This is a genomic window from Streptomyces sp. 15-116A, from assembly GCF_025290915.1.
GTDB lineage: Bacteria > Actinomycetota > Actinomycetes > Streptomycetales > Streptomycetaceae > Streptomyces.
The window spans coordinates 1-16,512 of record NZ_JAOCQE010000033.1; the positions used below are offsets into that span (position 1 = coordinate 1).

Annotated in this window: 12 protein-coding genes, 1 tRNA gene, 1 pseudogene and 1 riboswitch; of the genes and pseudogenes, 11 read left to right on the forward strand and 3 right to left on the reverse strand. The window is 70.6% G+C overall.

Annotated features, from left to right (window positions below):
• Positions 1-394: pseudogene (locus tag N4P33_RS09060) on the reverse strand (hypothetical protein); the annotation flags it as partial.
• Between the two features lie 200 nt (positions 395-594).
• Between N4P33_RS09060 and N4P33_RS09065 the strand changes: the two are divergent.
• From N4P33_RS09065 to N4P33_RS09105, 9 genes are all read left to right on the forward strand, one after another.
• Positions 595-1,983, forward strand: a complete 1,389-nt coding sequence (locus N4P33_RS09065; protein WP_260825798.1) for an alpha/beta hydrolase — start codon at positions 595-597, stop codon at positions 1,981-1,983.
• A 46-nt stretch (positions 1,984-2,029) separates the two neighbouring features.
• Positions 2,030-3,289 (forward strand): cytochrome P450, encoded by a 1,260-nt coding sequence (locus N4P33_RS09070; protein ID WP_260825799.1) that lies wholly within the window; start codon positions 2,030-2,032, stop codon positions 3,287-3,289.
• Positions 3,290-3,485: 196 nt separating this feature from the next.
• A complete protein-coding gene (locus N4P33_RS09075) occupies positions 3,486-4,481 on the forward strand; it encodes a LysM peptidoglycan-binding domain-containing protein (protein WP_260825800.1) in 996 nt (331 codons plus the stop codon).
• Positions 4,482-4,686: 205 nt separating this feature from the next.
• Positions 4,687-4,856: riboswitch (cyclic di-AMP (ydaO/yuaA leader) on the forward strand.
• Between the two features lie 4 nt (positions 4,857-4,860).
• Positions 4,861-5,553, forward strand: coding sequence for a LysM peptidoglycan-binding domain-containing protein (locus N4P33_RS09080; protein ID WP_260825801.1), 693 nt, complete (start codon positions 4,861-4,863; stop codon positions 5,551-5,553).
• A gap of 222 nt (positions 5,554-5,775) precedes the next feature.
• The gene (gene eno, locus N4P33_RS09085) at positions 5,776-7,056 is read left to right on the forward strand and encodes a phosphopyruvate hydratase (protein ID WP_260825802.1); all 1,281 of its coding nucleotides are present in this window, start codon (positions 5,776-5,778) and stop codon (positions 7,054-7,056) included.
• A gap of 106 nt (positions 7,057-7,162) precedes the next feature.
• Positions 7,163-7,639: a septum formation initiator family protein gene (locus N4P33_RS09090; protein ID WP_260825803.1), complete on the forward strand. Its 477-nt coding sequence runs from the start codon at positions 7,163-7,165 to the stop codon at positions 7,637-7,639.
• A 56-nt stretch (positions 7,640-7,695) separates the two neighbouring features.
• The gene (locus N4P33_RS09095) at positions 7,696-8,235 is read left to right on the forward strand and encodes a DUF501 domain-containing protein (RefSeq protein ID WP_260825804.1); all 540 of its coding nucleotides are present in this window, start codon (positions 7,696-7,698) and stop codon (positions 8,233-8,235) included.
• Positions 8,232-9,176 (forward strand): Ppx/GppA phosphatase family protein, encoded by a 945-nt coding sequence (locus tag N4P33_RS09100; protein WP_260825805.1) that lies wholly within the window; start codon positions 8,232-8,234, stop codon positions 9,174-9,176. The genes N4P33_RS09095 and N4P33_RS09100 overlap by 4 nt, the downstream gene beginning before the upstream one ends.
• Positions 9,177-9,609: 433 nt before the next feature.
• Positions 9,610-11,001 carry an NAD(P)/FAD-dependent oxidoreductase gene (locus N4P33_RS09105; RefSeq protein WP_260825806.1) on the forward strand — a complete coding sequence of 464 codons (1,392 nt, stop codon included), beginning with the start codon at positions 9,610-9,612 and terminating at the stop codon, positions 10,999-11,001.
• A 128-nt stretch (positions 11,002-11,129) separates the two neighbouring features.
• Here the strand turns inward: N4P33_RS09105 and N4P33_RS09110 are convergent.
• Positions 11,130-11,213, reverse strand: a tRNA-Leu gene (locus tag N4P33_RS09110).
• Positions 11,214-11,644: 431 nt separating this feature from the next.
• Here N4P33_RS09110 and N4P33_RS09115 point away from each other — a divergent pair.
• Both N4P33_RS09115 and N4P33_RS09120 read left to right on the forward strand, forming a co-directional pair.
• Positions 11,645-12,415: an ABC transporter ATP-binding protein gene (locus N4P33_RS09115; protein ID WP_260825807.1), complete on the forward strand. Its 771-nt coding sequence runs from the start codon at positions 11,645-11,647 to the stop codon at positions 12,413-12,415.
• Between the two features lie 50 nt (positions 12,416-12,465).
• Complete coding sequence (locus N4P33_RS09120; protein ID WP_260825808.1) at positions 12,466-14,994, forward strand: ABC transporter permease; 2,529 nt, start codon at positions 12,466-12,468, stop codon at positions 14,992-14,994.
• Positions 14,995-15,063: 69 nt separating this feature from the next.
• On the opposite strand, the gene N4P33_RS09125 is transcribed toward N4P33_RS09120, so the two are convergent.
• Positions 15,064-16,362, reverse strand: coding sequence for a cyclopropane-fatty-acyl-phospholipid synthase family protein (locus N4P33_RS09125; protein ID WP_260825809.1), 1,299 nt, complete (start codon positions 16,360-16,362; stop codon positions 15,064-15,066).
• Between the last annotated feature and the right edge of the window lie 150 nt (positions 16,363-16,512).

Below are 16,512 nucleotides of genomic sequence, written 5' to 3' on the forward strand. Positions count from 1 at the left end.
CGCCCCGCGCCATGGCGCGCCGCACCTCGTCCGGCAGCTCCGTACCGGCGAGCCCGCTGCTCGGGCGGCCGTCGCGCAGCGCCTCCAGCTCGGCCATGACCCGCTCGGGCGGGGTGGCGCGCACCCGCTCGAGTTCCTCCTCGACGGTGGGAGAGGGCCCGGACGGATGGGGACTGAGAAAGTCCGGTACGTATCCGCCGGCGTCCAGCGCCAGCGCCGAGAGCAGCGGCAGCCGCGCCCGGCGCAGCACCCGGCGGGCGCGGGCCACCCACGGATCGGTGCCGGACTCCGGGCGCAGGCCCCACGGCAGCAGGGTGGACGTGACCTCGTGCAGCGGTGAGACCGCGAAACGGGAGCGGGCCAACCCCGACGCGTCCACGGTGAGTTCAATCACGAGCGCCCCCCGGTCGTACACCCCACTCTTCGAACCTGCTCGAATCGTGGCACCAACGCTCGCCGTCACCAACCGCCCCGGCGCACCCTGATGCCCCGGTCGACGAAGCCGAGGGGGCGGACGTGCGCAGGACACGACGGGCACGACAGACCCGACAGACGCGGGGGACACAGACGGCGGTACGGAGACCCCGGTCCCGGGTGACCGTGGCGCTCGCCGCCGCCGGCGTCCTGCTGGTGTCGGGCACGTGCACCTCGGCGGCGCAGGACCGGCAGGACGGGGCGGCCGCGGCACCGGCCGGGGGGAGCGGGGGACTCTCCGGCGCCGCGGCCTGCCCCGGCCTGGAGGGCTTCACCTGCGCGACCCTGACCGTCCCGCTCGACCACCGGGGCCGTACACCGGGCCGGCTCGGCCTGAAGGTGGCGATGGCGGACAACGCGGAAGCCCCCAAGGGCGTCCTGCTGTTCCTCACCGGCGGCCCCGGACAGCCGGGTGTGCCGTTCGTGAAGCGGCTCAGCGAGAGGATGGCACCGGTCCTGAAGGACTACCGCCTGGTGATGATCGACCAGCGCGGCACCGGTGCCGGCGCTCTGCGATGCCCGCAGCTGCAGAAGGAGATGGGCTCCTCCGACCTCACGCCGCCCACCGAGCAGGCGGTGAAGGACTGCGCCGCCGCCATCGGCGAGCAGCGCCGCTTCTACGGCACCGGTGACACCGTCGCCGACCTGGAGCTGCTGCGCCGCGCCCTGGGCGTACGGAAGATGACGCTCGACGGCGTCTCCTACGGCACGTACACCGCCGCGCGGTACGCGCTCGCGCACCCGGGCCGGGTGGCGCGGCTGGTGCTGGACTCGGTCGTACCGCAGACGGGATACGACCCGATGGACCGCGCCGCCCTGCGCGCGGCACCGCGCGTGCTGCGGGAGGCGTGCGCGGCGATCGACTGCGCCACCGACCCCGCCGCGGACCTCGCCGAGGTGGTGGACACCTACGGCAACGGCGTCGACGTCATCGACGCGCTGACCACGTGGGGCTTCGTCGACCCGGACTACGCGGAGATGATCGACGCCCTGCACAAGGCGGCGAACGGCGACCCCGGCCATCTGCGCGGCCTGATCGCGGGCGCCCGGCAGGGCAACGCGGCGACCGCCGAGGAGCTGAGCCAGGGTCTGCACGCCTCGACGCTGTGCCTGGACGGCCGCTACCCCTGGGGCAGGTCGGACGCCCCGGTGGCCGGGCGGCGCGAGGCGCTGGAGAAGGCGGGCGCCGAGCTGACTCCCCGCGACCACGGCCCCTTCGACGCGGCCACCGCGACCGGCCTCGGCTCGATGCTCAGCTGCCTGCACTGGCCGCCGACCCCGGCGCCCCCGCTGCCCTCGCCGCACCGCCGGCTCCCCGGCGGTATCCCGGTCCTGCTGCTCGGCGGTGACCGTGATCTGTCGACGCCGGTGGAATGGCTGTACGACCAGAAGAGGCTGACACCGCGCGCCGAGGTCGTGGTGGTCGAGGGCGCCGCCCATTCGGTGCAGAGCAGGGCGGTGGGTGACGAGGGCCGGCAGGCGGTGTACGACTTCCTGCTGGAGCGCTGAGGGGGGTGCGCGGGTTGCACTCCCGCCGGGCGGTTACCGTCGGGGAGTGACCGAGCAGCCCGCCCCCGAACTCTTCACCTGGGAGTTCGCCGCCGACCCCTACCCCGCCTACGCCTGGCTCCGCGAGCACGCCCCCGTGCACCGGACCCGGCTGCCCAGCGGGGTGGAGGCCTGGCTGGTCACCCGGTACGCCGACGCCAAGCAGACCCTCGCCGACAACCGGCTGTCCAAGAACCCGGCGCATCACGACGAGCCCGCACACGCCAAGGGCAAGACCGGCATCCCGGGCGAGCGCAAGGCGGAGCTGATGACGCACCTGCTGAACATCGACCCGCCGGACCACACCCGGCTGCGGCGGCTGGTCAGCAAGGCGTTCACCCCGCGCCGGGTGGCCGAGTTCGCGCCGAGGGTGCAGGAGCTCACGGACACGCTCATCGACCGGTTCGCGGCGCACGGCTCGGCCGACCTCATCCACGAGTTCGCCTTCCCGCTGCCCATCTACGCCATCTGCGACCTGCTCGGCGTCCCCCGCGAGGACCAGGACGACTTCCGTGACTGGGCGGGCATGATGATCCGTCATCAGGGCGGCCCCCGGGGCGGTGTCGCGCGCTCGGTGAAGAAGATGCGCGGCTATCTCGCCGACCTCATCCACCGCAAGCGCGAGGCCCTGCCCGCCGAGCCCGCGCCCGGCGAGGACCTCATCTCCGGCCTCATCCGCGCCTCCGACCACGGTGAGCACCTCACCGAGAACGAGGCCGCCGCGATGGCGTTCATCCTGCTGTTCGCGGGTTTCGAGACCACCGTCAATCTCATCGGCAACGGCACCTACGCCCTGCTCACCCACCCCGAGCAGCGCGCCCGCCTCCAGCGGTCCCTGGCGGCCGGGGAGCGGGAGCTGCTGGCGACCGGGGTGGAGGAACTCCTGCGCTTCGACGGCCCGGTGGAGCTCGCCACCTGGCGGTTCGCCACCGAGCCGGTCACCATCGGCGGGCAGCGCATCGCGGCCGGCGACCCGGTCCTCGTCGTCCTGGCCGCCGCCGACCGGGACCCGGAGCGCTTCACCGACCCCGATGTGCTCGACCTCGGCCGGCGCGACAACCAGCATCTGGGATACGGCCACGGCATCCACTACTGCCTGGGCGCGCCCCTCGCACGCCTGGAGGGCCAGACCGCCCTCGCCACGCTGCTGACCCGGCTGCCGGACCTGCGCCTGGCCGTGGACCCGGCCGAACTGCGCTGGCGCGGCGGGCTCATCATGCGCGGACTGCGCACGCTGCCCGTGGAATTCACCCCGCCGGGTCCCTGACCGGCGAGAGCGCCGCCCGTCCTGCCCCGAGCGCAACCAGCGCAAACATGACACGCGTTCACTTCTGTGATCTTCACGTGATCTACGCGGCATGAACTTGTGACAAGTGATCGTCTGCCGATACGTTCACCCATCAACGCGGTGTCTCATACTCGTTCGCCGCGCCGGTCACTGCTGTCGTGTGAAAGGTCTCCGCATGCTTTCCGGGAACGGTCGGCACCGTCGCCCCCGCCAGGCTCCGGCTCTCCTCGTCGCGGCCGGAGTCACCGGCTCCGCCATCGCGATCCCCCTCCTCGGGGCAGGCAGCGCCAGTGCGGCCGACGGGGCGACCTGGGACCGGGTCGCGGAGTGCGAGTCCGGCGGCTCCTGGAGCCAGAACACCGGCAACGGCTATTACGGCGGCCTGCAGTTGACCCAGGACGACTGGGAGACCTACGGCGGCCTGGACTACGCGCCCAGCGCCGACCAGGCCAGCCGGGGCCAGCAGATAGCCGTCGCGGAGCGCATCCTCGCCGACCAGGGTGTGGGCGCGTGGCGCGCCTGCGGACTGCTCACGGGGCTCCAGCAGGACTCGGCGTCGGCCGATGTGGACACCGGGGTGGAGTCGCAGTCCCCGGCATCCACGGACTCCCCGAAGCCCACCCCGGACGCCACGGACCCGTCCGGACTGCCCGACTCCGGCGAATCGTCGGCTTCTTCCTCGCCGTCGCCGTCGCCCTCGGCCACGGAAACGGAAACGGAGGACGAGGAGGGGTCGGAGACCTCGACCGGCGAAACGCCCAAGTCCGACAAGTCCGGCGGCGTGGAGGAGGAGGCGTCCCCCACCCCCTCCGCCTCGCTCACCCCCGGACGGGACGAGTCGGACAAGTCCGGGCAGAGCAGCGGTTCTTCCTCGCTCACCGACACGGGCGACTCCGCCGGCGCCGGCCGCCACCGCGGCCCCAGTGCCGAGGAAGGCCAGGGTCAGGACCGTACGCCCGGATCGACCGGACGGCACGCGTCCCGCGACACCGTCGACGGCTCCTACACCGTGCGCCCCGGCGACAGTCTCTGGTCCATCGCCGACTCCCTTGAGGCGGACGGCGGATGGCGGGCGCTCTACGCCGAGAACGCGCAGACCGTCGGCGCCGACCCGAACCTCATCCTCCCCGGTCAGACGCTTGAGGTCGGGGTCGAATCGGGCGAAAAGTGACGGGGGAAAAGCCCCGGAGCAGGCGGCAGTTGACGTCATGTTTCGAGCTGAATGCCCGATATAAACGCGGTGAGAGATAGGTCTCAGAAGCCCTGATCGTCTTTGAAAATCGGCCGAGCGCGTGTCTACGGTCGTGACCGCTCGCCACCGCGGGCCCCGGCTGCCGCCACGCCGAATCCTGCCAGTGGCAGCACGGGAACAGTCGTCGCGTCATGCGCCGTAGGCAGGAGCGGGGGACCCAAGGTAAGTGCCGTCTCCGGTGGTTGACACCGGATCGCGGCTTGGGGTGTAGCCGCGTCCCGTGAGGGACGTGGCCGGGCAACTCAACCGGCCCGAACCCGACAGCTCACCTCGCAGGCGTCGGTGAGGGGATCCATCCATGCTGTTTTCCGGCAAGGGCAAGCACCGTCGTCCGTCCAAGGCCACCCGCGCCATCGCCATCGCCGGTGTCACCGGCGCCGCCGTCGCCGCCCCGCTGATGGCGGCCGGCTCGGCTTCCGCCGCCACCGCCTCCGAGTGGGACGCCGTCGCCCAGTGCGAGTCGGGCGGCAACTGGTCCATCAACACCGGCAACGGCTACTACGGCGGTCTGCAGTTCTCCGCCTCCACCTGGGCCGCGTACGGCGGCACGAAGTACGCCGCCACCGCCGACCAGGCCACCAAGGCGCAGCAGATCGAGATCGCCGAGAAGGTCCTCGCGGGCCAGGGCAAGGGTGCCTGGCCGGTCTGCGGCAAGAACCTCTCCAACGCCGCCTACACCGGCGCCGCCGCCGAGGCACCGGCCCCCAAGGCCGACACCGCCGAGCGCTCCACCGAGCAGAAGGCCTCGCGCTCCACCGAGCGCCCGGCGCCGAAGGCCGAGAAGAAGGCCGAGAAGACCGTCACCACCCCGACCGGTGAGAAGGTCGAGAAGGGCGACGGCGAGTACAAGGTCGTCAAGGGCGACACCCTCAGCTCCATCGCCGAGGAGCACGGCGTCAAGGGCGGCTGGGAGAAGCTCTTCAAGCTGAACGACGACATCGTCGAGGACGCCGACCTCATCTACCCGGGCCAGCAGCTGCACCTGAAGTAAGCAGCGGCCCCGCAGTCCGCCCGCCCCGGTGCGTGTTCCCCCGTACGCACCGGGGCGGGCTTTTTTGGGAAACCGTCTTTGTTCCGTTCGGAAACAATTTACTCTCGGTTCTGTCCAGCCGGTGGGCGACCGGATGGCCGATCGCCCTGAGCCGGTTAGGCTCGGTCTCGCAGCGCCACCATGGCCCTGCACACTCGCGTCACATCCAAGAAGGAGATGCTCGTGCCGTCCATCGACGTCGTCGTAGCCCGGGAAATCCTGGACTCCCGAGGCAACCCCACGGTCGAGGTCGAGGTCGGCCTCGACGACGGCAGCACCGGTCGTGCCGCCGTCCCGTCCGGCGCCTCCACGGGCGCCTTCGAGGCCATCGAGCTCCGCGACGGCGACTCGAACCGCTACCTCGGCAAGGGCGTGGAGAAGGCCGTCCTCGCCGTCATCGAGCAGATCGGCCCGGAGCTGGTCGGGTACGACGCCACCGAGCAGCGCCTGATCGACCAGGCGATGTTCGACCTGGACGCCACCGACAACAAGGGCTCGCTCGGCGCCAACGCCATCCTCGGCGTCTCCCTCGCCGTCGCCCACGCCGCCTCCGAGGCCAGCGACCTGCCGCTGTTCCGCTACCTGGGCGGCCCCAACGCGCACCTGCTTCCGGTGCCGATGATGAACATCCTGAACGGCGGCTCGCACGCCGACTCCAACGTGGACATCCAGGAGTTCATGATCGCCCCGATCGGCGCGGAGTCCTTCTCCGAGGCCCTGCGCTGGGGCGCCGAGGTCTACCACACGCTGAAGAAGGTCCTGAAGAGCAAGGGCCTGGCCACCGGCCTCGGCGACGAGGGCGGCTTCGCCCCGAACCTCGGCTCCAACCGCGAGGCCCTGGACCTCATCCTGGAGGCGATCAAGGAGGCCGGCTACACCCCCGGCGAGCAGATCGCCCTCGCGCTGGACGTCGCCGCGTCCGAGTTCTACAAGGACGGCGTGTACGTCTTCGAGGGCAAGGAGCGCTCGGCAGCCGAGATGACGGAGTACTACGCCGAGCTCGTCGAGGCGTACCCGCTCGTGTCCATCGAGGACCCGCTGTTCGAGGACGACTGGGAGGGCTGGAAGACCATCACCGCCCAGCTCGGTGACAAGGTCCAGCTCGTCGGCGACGACCTGTTCGTCACCAACCCCGAGCGCCTGGCCCGCGGTATCGAGGAGGGCGCCGCCAACGCCCTGCTGGTCAAGGTGAACCAGATCGGTTCGCTCACCGAGACCCTGGACGCCGTCGAGCTGGCCCAGCGCAACGGCTTCAAGTGCATGATGTCCCACCGCTCCGGCGAGACCGAGGACGTCACCATCGCCGACCTCGCCGTCGCCACCAACTGCGGCCAGATCAAGACCGGCGCCCCGGCCCGCTCCGAGCGCGTCGCCAAGTACAACCAGCTGCTGCGCATCGAGGAGATCCTCGACGACGCGGCGGTGTACGCCGGCCGCAGCGCGTTCCCGCGCTTCAAGGGCTGAACAACCCGGCCGACACTGAAGTAGGCAGCGTCGTACGTACGTCCCCGCACTCGGTCCCGTACCGTGTGCGGGGACGTACGCGCGTGCACGGGAGGCGGTATTCGAGATGGCCGTGAAGGACCGCGACCGTTTCTCCACCGCGACCAGGATCCGGCTGATCGGTGAGCAGACCGCCGCCCGGGTCTACCGCTCGCAGACCAAACGCCAGGCCCGCCGCTCCCGGCTCACCGGCCGGGCCGCGCTGCTCGCGCTGGTGGTCTGCTCGCTGATCGTGGCCCTCGCCTATCCCATGCGGCAGTACGTCTCCCAGCGCGCCGAGATCGCCGACCTGAAGCAACAGCAGCAGGAGGCGAGGCAGCGCGTCGAACGGCTGCGCGACCTCAAGGCCCGCTGGCAGGACGACGCCTACGCCGAGCAGGAGATCCGCCGCCGGCTGCACTACGTCATGCCGGGCGAGACCGGCTACATCGTGATCGACCCCGGCCCGGCCAAGAAGTCCCGCACCGACCTGGAGGCGGCCGACCGCCCCTGGTACGCGAACCTCTGGAACGGCGTCGACAAGGCCGACGCCGCCGACCAGTGACCGTACGGGCCGCTCAGCGACCGTAGCGACCGCAGTGACCGTAGAGAAAGACAGACATGCATACGCCCCCGCCCACGACCCCGCGCACCGAGCCCACCGACGCGGACGTCGCGGCCTTCAAGCAGCAGCTCGGCCGGCCCCCGCGCGGGCTGCGCGCCATCGCGCACCGCTGCCCCTGCGGACAGCCGGACGTCGTGGAGACCGCCCCGCGCCTGCCCGACGGCACCCCCTTCCCGACGCTGTACTACCTCACCTGCCCCCGCGCCAACTCGGCGATCGGGACGCTGGAGGCCAACGGCGTGATGAAGGAGATGACGGACCGGCTCGCCACCGACCCCGAACTCGCCGCCGCCTACCGGGCCGCGCACGAGGACTACATCCGGCGCCGCGACGAGATCGAGGAGCTGAGGAACTTCCCCAGCGCGGGCGGCATGCCGGACCGGGTGAAGTGCCTGCACGTACTCGTGGCCCACTCACTGGCCGCCGGGCCGGGCGTCAACCCGCTCGGTGACGAGGCGCTGGCGATGCTGCCGGAGTGGTGGCGCAAGGGGCCGTGCGTGACGGCCACGGACGAGGCGAAGGAGGAGGGCGAGTGACCAGGGTCGCCGCCGTCGACTGCGGTACGAACTCCATCCGGCTGCTGGTCGCGGACGCGGATCCGGCGACCGGTGAACTGGTCGATCTGGACCGCCGTATGACGATCGTGCGCCTCGGCCAGGGCGTCGACCGCACCGGCCGGCTCGCCCCCGAGGCGCTGGAGCGGACCTTCGCCGCGTGCCGGGAGTACGCGGAGATCATCGAGAAGCACGGGGCGTCGGAGCACCTGCGCTTCGTCGCGACGTCCGCCTCCCGCGACGCCGAGAACCGCGAGGAGTTCGTGCGCGGGGTGGTGGACATCCTCGGGGTGGAGCCCGAGGTCATCACGGGTGACCAGGAGGCCGAGTTCTCCTTCACGGGCGCCACGAAGGAGCTGGCGGAGCAGGACCATCTCCCCAAGCCCTACCTGGTGGTGGACATCGGCGGTGGCTCGACCGAGTTCGTGGTCGGCGACGACCATGTCCGCGCCGCCCGCTCGGTCGACATCGGCTGCGTCCGCATGACCGAGCGGCACCTGGTGCGGGACGGGAAGGTGACGGACCCGCCCACCGAGGAGCAGATCGCGGCGATGCGGGCCGACATCGAGGCCGCCCTGGACCTGGCCGAGCAGACGGTCCCGCTGCGCGAGGCACACACCCTGGTGGGCCTCGCGGGGTCGGTCACGACCGTCTCCGCGATCGCCCAGGACCTCCCGGAGTACGACTCGACGGCCATCCACCACTCCCGGGTCTCCCGGGACCGCGTCCGCGAGATCACCGGGCGGCTGCTGCGCTCCACCCACGCCGAGCGTGCGCGGATCCCCTCCATGCACCCGGGGCGGGTGGACGTGATCGGCGCGGGCGCGCTGGTGCTGCTGTCGATCATGGAGCGGATCGGCGCGGAGGAGGTCGTGGTGAGCGAGCACGACATCCTCGACGGCATCGCGTGGTCGGTGGCGTAGCTCTCTTTTGTTACCGGCCAGTAGCCCGCGGTTGAGCAGTGCGGATAGCGTATGAGCGGCGCCGAGGGGCCCTTCGCGGGCCCCTCGGTGAGGTGCCGTCGGGAAACTTCGTGAAGTTCTTCACAAGGATTTCGGTCCTACTGGCGTCTTGATGGGGGCCCGATGGCCCTTCCGGGGGTTGCCGGGGCCGTTGAACGTGTTCAGCAGGCGCCTGCGGATCGCGTACCGACGGACGTGTTTCGAGGGGCTCACGCCTCGGGCCGAAACCCAGAGAGGCAGCTCACGCGGCATTGACAACGTGTGGCGCGGCTGACGGTTCCCGTACTTAGACATGATCTAAGTCACGCGGGTCGGGCAGTGTAACACAGGGGCTGCCGGAGCTTGTGAAGGGGCGCACGAGCCACCCCCCTGAGGCGGGTGGATACTCGATGCCATGAGCACCACGGAGCGTCCCAGGATCCTCGTAGTAGGCGGTGGGTACGTAGGCCTGTACGCAGCTCGGCGCATCCAGAAGAAGATGCGTTACGGCGAGGCGACCGTCACCGTCGTCGACCCGCGGTCGTACATGACCTACCAGCCCTTCCTCCCCGAAGCCGCCGCCGGCAGCATCTCCCCGCGTCACGTCGTCGTCCCGCTGCGACGCGTGCTTCCCAAGGCGGAGGTCCTCACCGGCCGGGTCACCACCATCGACCAGGACCGCAAGGTCGCCACGATCGCCCCGCTGGTCGGCGAGGCGTACGAGCTGCCCTTCGACTACCTGGTGATCGCGCTCGGCGCGGTCTCCCGCACCTTCCCGATCCCCGGCCTCGCCGAGCAGGGCATCGGCATGAAGGGCATCGAGGAGGCCATCGGCCTGCGCAACCACGTCCTCGAGCAGCTCGACAAGGCCGACTCCACCACCGACGAGGAGATCCGCCGCAAGGCGCTCACCTTCGTCTTCGTGGGCGGCGGCTTCGCCGGTGCCGAGACCATCGGCGAGGTCGAGGACATGGCCCGCGACGCGGCCAAGTACTACAAGAACGTGTCCCGTGAGGACATGCGCTTCATCCTCGTCGACGCCGCCGACAAGATCCTCCCCGAGGTGGGTCCGAAGCTCGGCAAGTACGGCAAGGAGCACCTGGAGAGCCGTGGCGTCGAGGTCTACCTGTCGACGTCCATGGACTCCTGCATCGACGGTCACGTGGTGCTGAAGAACGGCCTCGAGGTCGACTCCAACACGATCGTGTGGACCGCCGGCGTCAAGCCGAACCCGGCGCTCGCCCGCTTCGGCCTCCCGCTCGGTCCCCGCGGTCACGTCGACTGCGAGCCGACGCTCCAGGTCAAGGGCACCGACTACATCTGGGCCGCGGGCGACAACGCTCAGGTGCCCGACCTCGTGGGCCGCAAGGCGGGCAACGAGAACGCCTGGTGCCCGCCGAACGCCCAGCACGCGCTGCGCCAGGCCAAGGTCCTCGGCGACAACGTGGTCTCCGGTATGCGGGGCTTCCCGCAGAAGGAGTACAGCCACGCCAACAAGGGCGCGGTGGCGGGCCTCGGCCTGCACAAGGGCGTGGCGATGATCGTCATGGGCAAGATGAAGATCAAGCTCAAGGGCCGGCTCGCCTGGTACATGCACCGCGGCTACCACGGCCTGGCGATGCCCACCTGGAACCGCAAGATCCGCGTCTTCGCCGACTGGACCCTGCAGATGTTCCTCAAGCGCGAGGTCGTCTCGCTGGGCGCGATCGAGTCCCCCCGCGAGGAGTTCTACGAGGCCGCCAAGCCGGCCCCGGTCCCCGCGGCCGCCCAGCCCCAGAAGACCGAGGAAAAGGCCAAGGCCTCCTGACCCCGGCCCCCTGAACACCCCGAAGGGGCCGCCCGCCATCCGTGGTGCGGGCGGCCCCTTCGGTGTTGTCCGTGGGCGTTCGAGAAGAGGTTCGAGGAGGTTTCGAGGGGTGCCGGGAGCGTGCGAAGTGCCCGGAGCCGGACTTGAACCGGCACGCCCGCGTAGGGGCAGCGAGGTTTAAGCTCGCCGTGTCTGCATTCCACCATCCGGGCAGGCCATGGGCTCCGCGTCGAGTGCTCCGAGCCTATCGGCACGGCCCCTCCGCTCAGGGAGTGGGCAAGGCCATGTTGTCTTATTTTATTGGCACCTGAGGGAGCATCAGCTGACGGGCAGGCCATCAGCACTTGCCAGCAGCCTTACGGGTGCACCTCGGCCTCGTACGCGAAATGACGGAATTTCACCGTCCGGGCGGGGGCCTTCGGCGGTTTCTTCGAGCCCGTCGGCACGAGCGCTTCTCCTGCGGGCTCCCCTTCTCCATTAGGGGGACGGCATCAGCCCCAGGTATGACACGGCCCTCCCTGGTCCGCCCGGAGTCTCCCCCCGGAACCGGAGCAGCGGCTGACTCCACGACGAAAAGCACGGGGAACGATGGACACATCCCCCCAGCAACGTCGTACACGTCCCGACAGGAGCGTCCATTCCCGTGACCACCGCACCCATCGCCGACCGGACCACCACCGTGGCCGCGCGCGCCACGGAGCTCTCGAAGATCTACGGCCAGGGCGAGACCCAGGTGGTCGCCCTGGACCGGGTCTCCGTCGACTTCCGGCAGGCCGAGTTCACCGCGATCATGGGCCCCTCCGGCTCCGGCAAGTCCACGCTGATGCACTGCGTCGCCGGCCTGGACACCTTCTCCTCCGGCTCCGTCCGCATCGGTGACGTCGAACTCGGCACCCTGAAGGACAAGCAGCTCACCAAGCTGCGCCGGGACAAGATCGGCTTCATCTTCCAGGCGTTCAACCTGCTGCCCACGCTGACCGCGCTGGAGAACATCACCCTGCCCATGGACATCGCGGGCCGTAAGCCGGACAAGCAGTGGCTCGACACGGTGATCGGCATGATCGGCCTGTCCGGGCGGCTCGGGCACCGGCCCTCGCAGCTCTCCGGCGGCCAGCAGCAGCGCGTCGCCGTCGCCCGCGCGCTCGCCTCCAAGCCGGACATCATCTTCGGCGACGAGCCCACCGGAAACCTCGACTCCCGCTCCGGCGCCGAGGTGCTCGGCTTCCTGCGCAACTCGGTGCGCGAGCTGGGGCAGACCGTCGTCATGGTCACCCACGACCCGGTGGCCGCCGCCTACGCGGACCGGGTGATCTTCCTCGCGGACGGCCGCATCGTCGACGAGATGTACGGGCCGACGGCCGACTCGGTGCTCGACCGGATGAAGCAGTTCGACGCCAAGGGCCGCACCAGCTGACGCCCTGTCGCCGCCCGCCTCCCGCACATCCCTCCGGACAGAGAAGATCCATGTTCCGAACCGCCTTGCGCAACGTCCTCGCGCACAAGGCCCGGCTCCTGATGACCGTCCTCGCCGTGATGCTCGGCGTGGCCTTCGTGTCGGGGACCCTGGTCTTCACCAACACCATCTCCAGCGCCCTGCAGAAGAGCTCCGCCAAGGGCTTCGACCACGTCGACGTCGCCGTCACCCCGAAGTGGAAGGACGCCGAGGGCGACCGGGTCGGCAAGAGCCACGAGCTCACCCGGGCCATGGTCGACGACAGCGCCCGGGTGCCCGGCGCCGAGCGGGCCATCGGCGTCGTCGGCGGCTTCACCGCCCTCGCCGACAAGGACGGCAAGCTCATCGGCGACGGCTTCCAGTCGCAGGGCGGCAACTACTGGGGCACCAAGGACCCCCGCTACCCGCTGACCGAGGGCCACGCCCCGAAGGGCCCGGGCGAGATCCTCCTCGACTCCAGGACCGCCGAGCGCACCGGCTACCAGGTCGGCGACACCGTACGGCTCTCGGTCGACGGCCCGGTCCTCACCCCGAAGGTCACCGGCATCTTCACCACCGACGACGGCAATGTCGCCGCCGGCGGCAGCCTCGCCCTGTTCGACACGGCGACCGCGCAGAAGCTGTTCGGCAAGCCGGGCGTCTTCGACACCATCGAGGTCGAGGCGAAGGCCGGGGTCTCCGAGGCCGCGCTGAAGGCCCAGCTGGACAAGGCGCTGCCGAAGGGCGTCGTCGAGACGCAGACCGGCGAGACGCTCGCCGACGAGCAGGCCGAGACGATCGCCTCCTCGATGAGCGGACTCAAGCAGGGGCTGCTGGTGTTCGCCGGCATCGCGCTGTTCGTCGGCACGTTCATCATCGCCAACACCTTCACCATGCTGGTCGCCCAGCGCACCAAGGAACTCGCCCTGCTCCGCGCCGTCGGCGCCTCCCGCCGGCAGGTCACGCGGTCGGTGCTGATCGAGGCGTTCGTCGTCGGCACGGTCGCCGCCGTGGCCGGTCTGGTCGCCGGTGTCGGCATCGGAGTGGGCCTGCGGTCCCTCATGGGCACGCTGGAGGCGACGGTTCCCGACGGGCCGCTGGTCATCACCCCGGGCACAGTCGGCACCGCGTTCGCCGTCGGCATCCTCGTCACCATGCTCGCCGCCTGGCTGCCCGGCCGCCGTGCGGCGAAGATCCCGCCGGTGGCGGCGATGAGCTCCGTGCACGCCAAGGCGACCACCAAGTCCCTGGTGCTGCGCAACACCCTCGGCGCGCTGTTCTCCGCGGCCGGTGTCGCGGTGATCCTCGCGGCCACCACGATGGACGGCTCCGACGGCCAGGCCCCCATGGGCTTCGGCGCGGTCCTGCTGATCCTCGGCGTGTTCATCCTGACCCCGCTGCTGTCCCGGCCGCTGATCGCCGCCGCGGCGCCGGTCCTGCGCGCGTTCGGTGTCTCCGGCAAGCTCGCCCGGCAGAACTCGGTGCGTAACCCGCGCCGTACCGCGGCCACCGCGTCCGCGCTGATGATCGGCCTCACCCTGATCACCGGCATGACCGTGATGGCGGGCAGCCTGCAGAAGTCCATCGACAAGATGGCCGCCGAGGCGATCAAGGCCGACTACGTGGTCTCCATGGCGAACGGCAACCCGCTCTCCCCGGACGTCGCGCGCAAGCTCGAACAGGCCGGTGACGTCACCGCCACCAGCCCCCTGCGCAACGCGCCCTCCCGCATCGAAGGCCGGACCGAGTACCTGACCGGCGTCAACGGCGCCACGATCAGCGACCTGACCGACTTCGACGTCACGGACGGTGCTTTCAAGGTCGGCGGCAGCAAGATCGTCGCCGACGACGAGACCGCCAAGTCCTACGGCTGGAAGGCCGGCTCGGACGTCACCGTCGCCTTCGAGGACGGCAAGAAGCAGAAGCTGACGGTCGCCGGGATCTACCGGGGCAACGACATGATCAGCGGCATCATGATCGACACCGCGACGCTCGCCCCGCACGCGTCGGAACCGGCCGACATGATGGTCATGGTGAAGACCGCCGACGGTGCCTCCTCGACGGTCAAGGACCAGCTGGAGAAGGCCCTCGGCACCAACCCGGCGATCAAGGTCCAGGACAAGAAGGACCTCTCCAACGAGATCGCGCAGATGTTCACGCTGATGCTGAACATGGTCTACGGCCTGCTCGCGATGGCGGTGATCGTGGCGGTCCTCGGCGTCATCAACACCCTCGCCATGTCGGTGTTCGAGCGCTCGCAGGAGATCGGCATGCTCCGCGCGATCGGTCTGGACCGCAAGGGCATCAAGCGGATGGTCCGCCTGGAGTCCCTGGTGATCTCCCTGTTCGGCGGGGTGCTCGGCATCGGCCTCGGCGTGTTCTTCGGCTGGGCGGCCGGTGAACTGCTCGGCACGAGGATGGCGACGTACGAACTGGTGCTGCCCTGGGGCCGCCTCGCGGTCTTCCTGCTGCTGGCCGCCACGGTGGGCGTCCTCGCGGCGCTGTGGCCGGCCCGGCGGGCCGCGCGGCTGAACATGCTGCAGGCGATCAAGGCGGAGTAGTTCCTCCCGTACGGGCATGGCGCGGGCCCCGTTCCCTGTGCAGGGAACGGGGCCCGGTTGTCGTGTAGGTCAGTTCCAGGTGCGGCTGCGCAGGGGCAGGCCCGAGTCGCCGGCGGCGGGGGTCCTCACGGCGAGGACCTGGTTGACGCCGATGCGGTTGTGCTCGAAGGCCAGGGCGGAGGCGGCCATGTACAGCAGCCAGACCCGGGCCCGGCCGGGACTCGTGAGAACGACCGCACGGTCCCAGTCCGCCTCCAGACGCGCCACCCACGCCCGCAGCGTGAGCGCGTAGTGCTCCCGGATCGACTCCAGGTCGCGTACCTCGAAACCGGCGCGCTCCAGATTCGACACGGTGGTGCCCACGGGGGCGAGTTCGCCGTCGGGGAAGACATAGGCGTCGATGAACGCGTCCACGTGGTACGACGCCTCGTCCCGCTGCGGGCGGCGGGCGATCTGGTGGTTCAGCAGCCGGCCGCCCGGCCGCAGGAGGCGGTGCAGGACCGTCGCGTACTCCAGATAGCGCTCGGAGCCGACGTGCTCGGCCATTCCGATGGAGGAGATCGCGTCGTACGGGCCGTCCGTGACGTCGCGGTAGTCCTGGACGCGGATCTCCACCCGGTCGGTCAGGCCCTCGTCGGCGATCCGCTTACGGGCGTAGGCGGCCTGCTCCTGGGAGAGGGTGATGCCGACGACGCTCACGCCGTGCTCGCGGGCGGCGTGCAGGGCCATCGAGCCCCAGCCGCAGCCGACGTCCAGCAGCCGCTGACCCGGTCTCAGGGCGAGTTTGCGGCAGACCAGTTCGAGCTTGTCGTGCTGGGCCTGTTCGAGGGTGCCCTCGGGGGGCGGGGCCGGCCAGTAGGCGCACGAGTACACCATCGACGGGCCGAGGACGATCTCGTAGAAGTCGTTGCCCACGTCGTAGTGGTGGCTGATGGCCCGCCGGTCGCTGCGCCTGGTGTGCAGGCCGCGGCGCGGGCGGCGGGCCTCCTCGGGCGGCGGGGCGGGCGGCAGCGGGAGCCCGGAGAGGGCGATCAGGCCGCGGACGGCCGAGCGGAACTCCGGCTCGCGCAGGGCCTGGGCGAGGGTACGGGCGTCCTCCCCGCGCTCCCAGATCAGGCCGGAGAGGAGGTCGAGGGCCGTGTAGAGGTCGCCGTCGATGCCGAGGTCACCGGCCACCCAGGCGCGGGCGAGGCCGAGTTCGCCCGGCTTCCACAGGAGGTGGCGCACGGCCCGGCGGTTGCGGACGATCAGGGTCGGTGCGGTCGGGGGGCCGGCGAGGGAGCCGTCCCAGGCGCGGATGCGGAGGGGGAGGGGGGTGCCCAGCAACTGTTCGACGAGGCTCTTCAGCCGCGAGGCGGCGTCTGCCATGGTGTACACCTCCGTGACGGGGAATCCCGGAATGTCCTCACCCACGTAAACACCAGCCGCCGCGCTTTGCCCACCGGCCCGCCCGTGTCGCGTGGGAGGGACGTATGAGTTCTCGTACTCACCCCCTCTTGAGGTGCTGTGCGCTGTCCG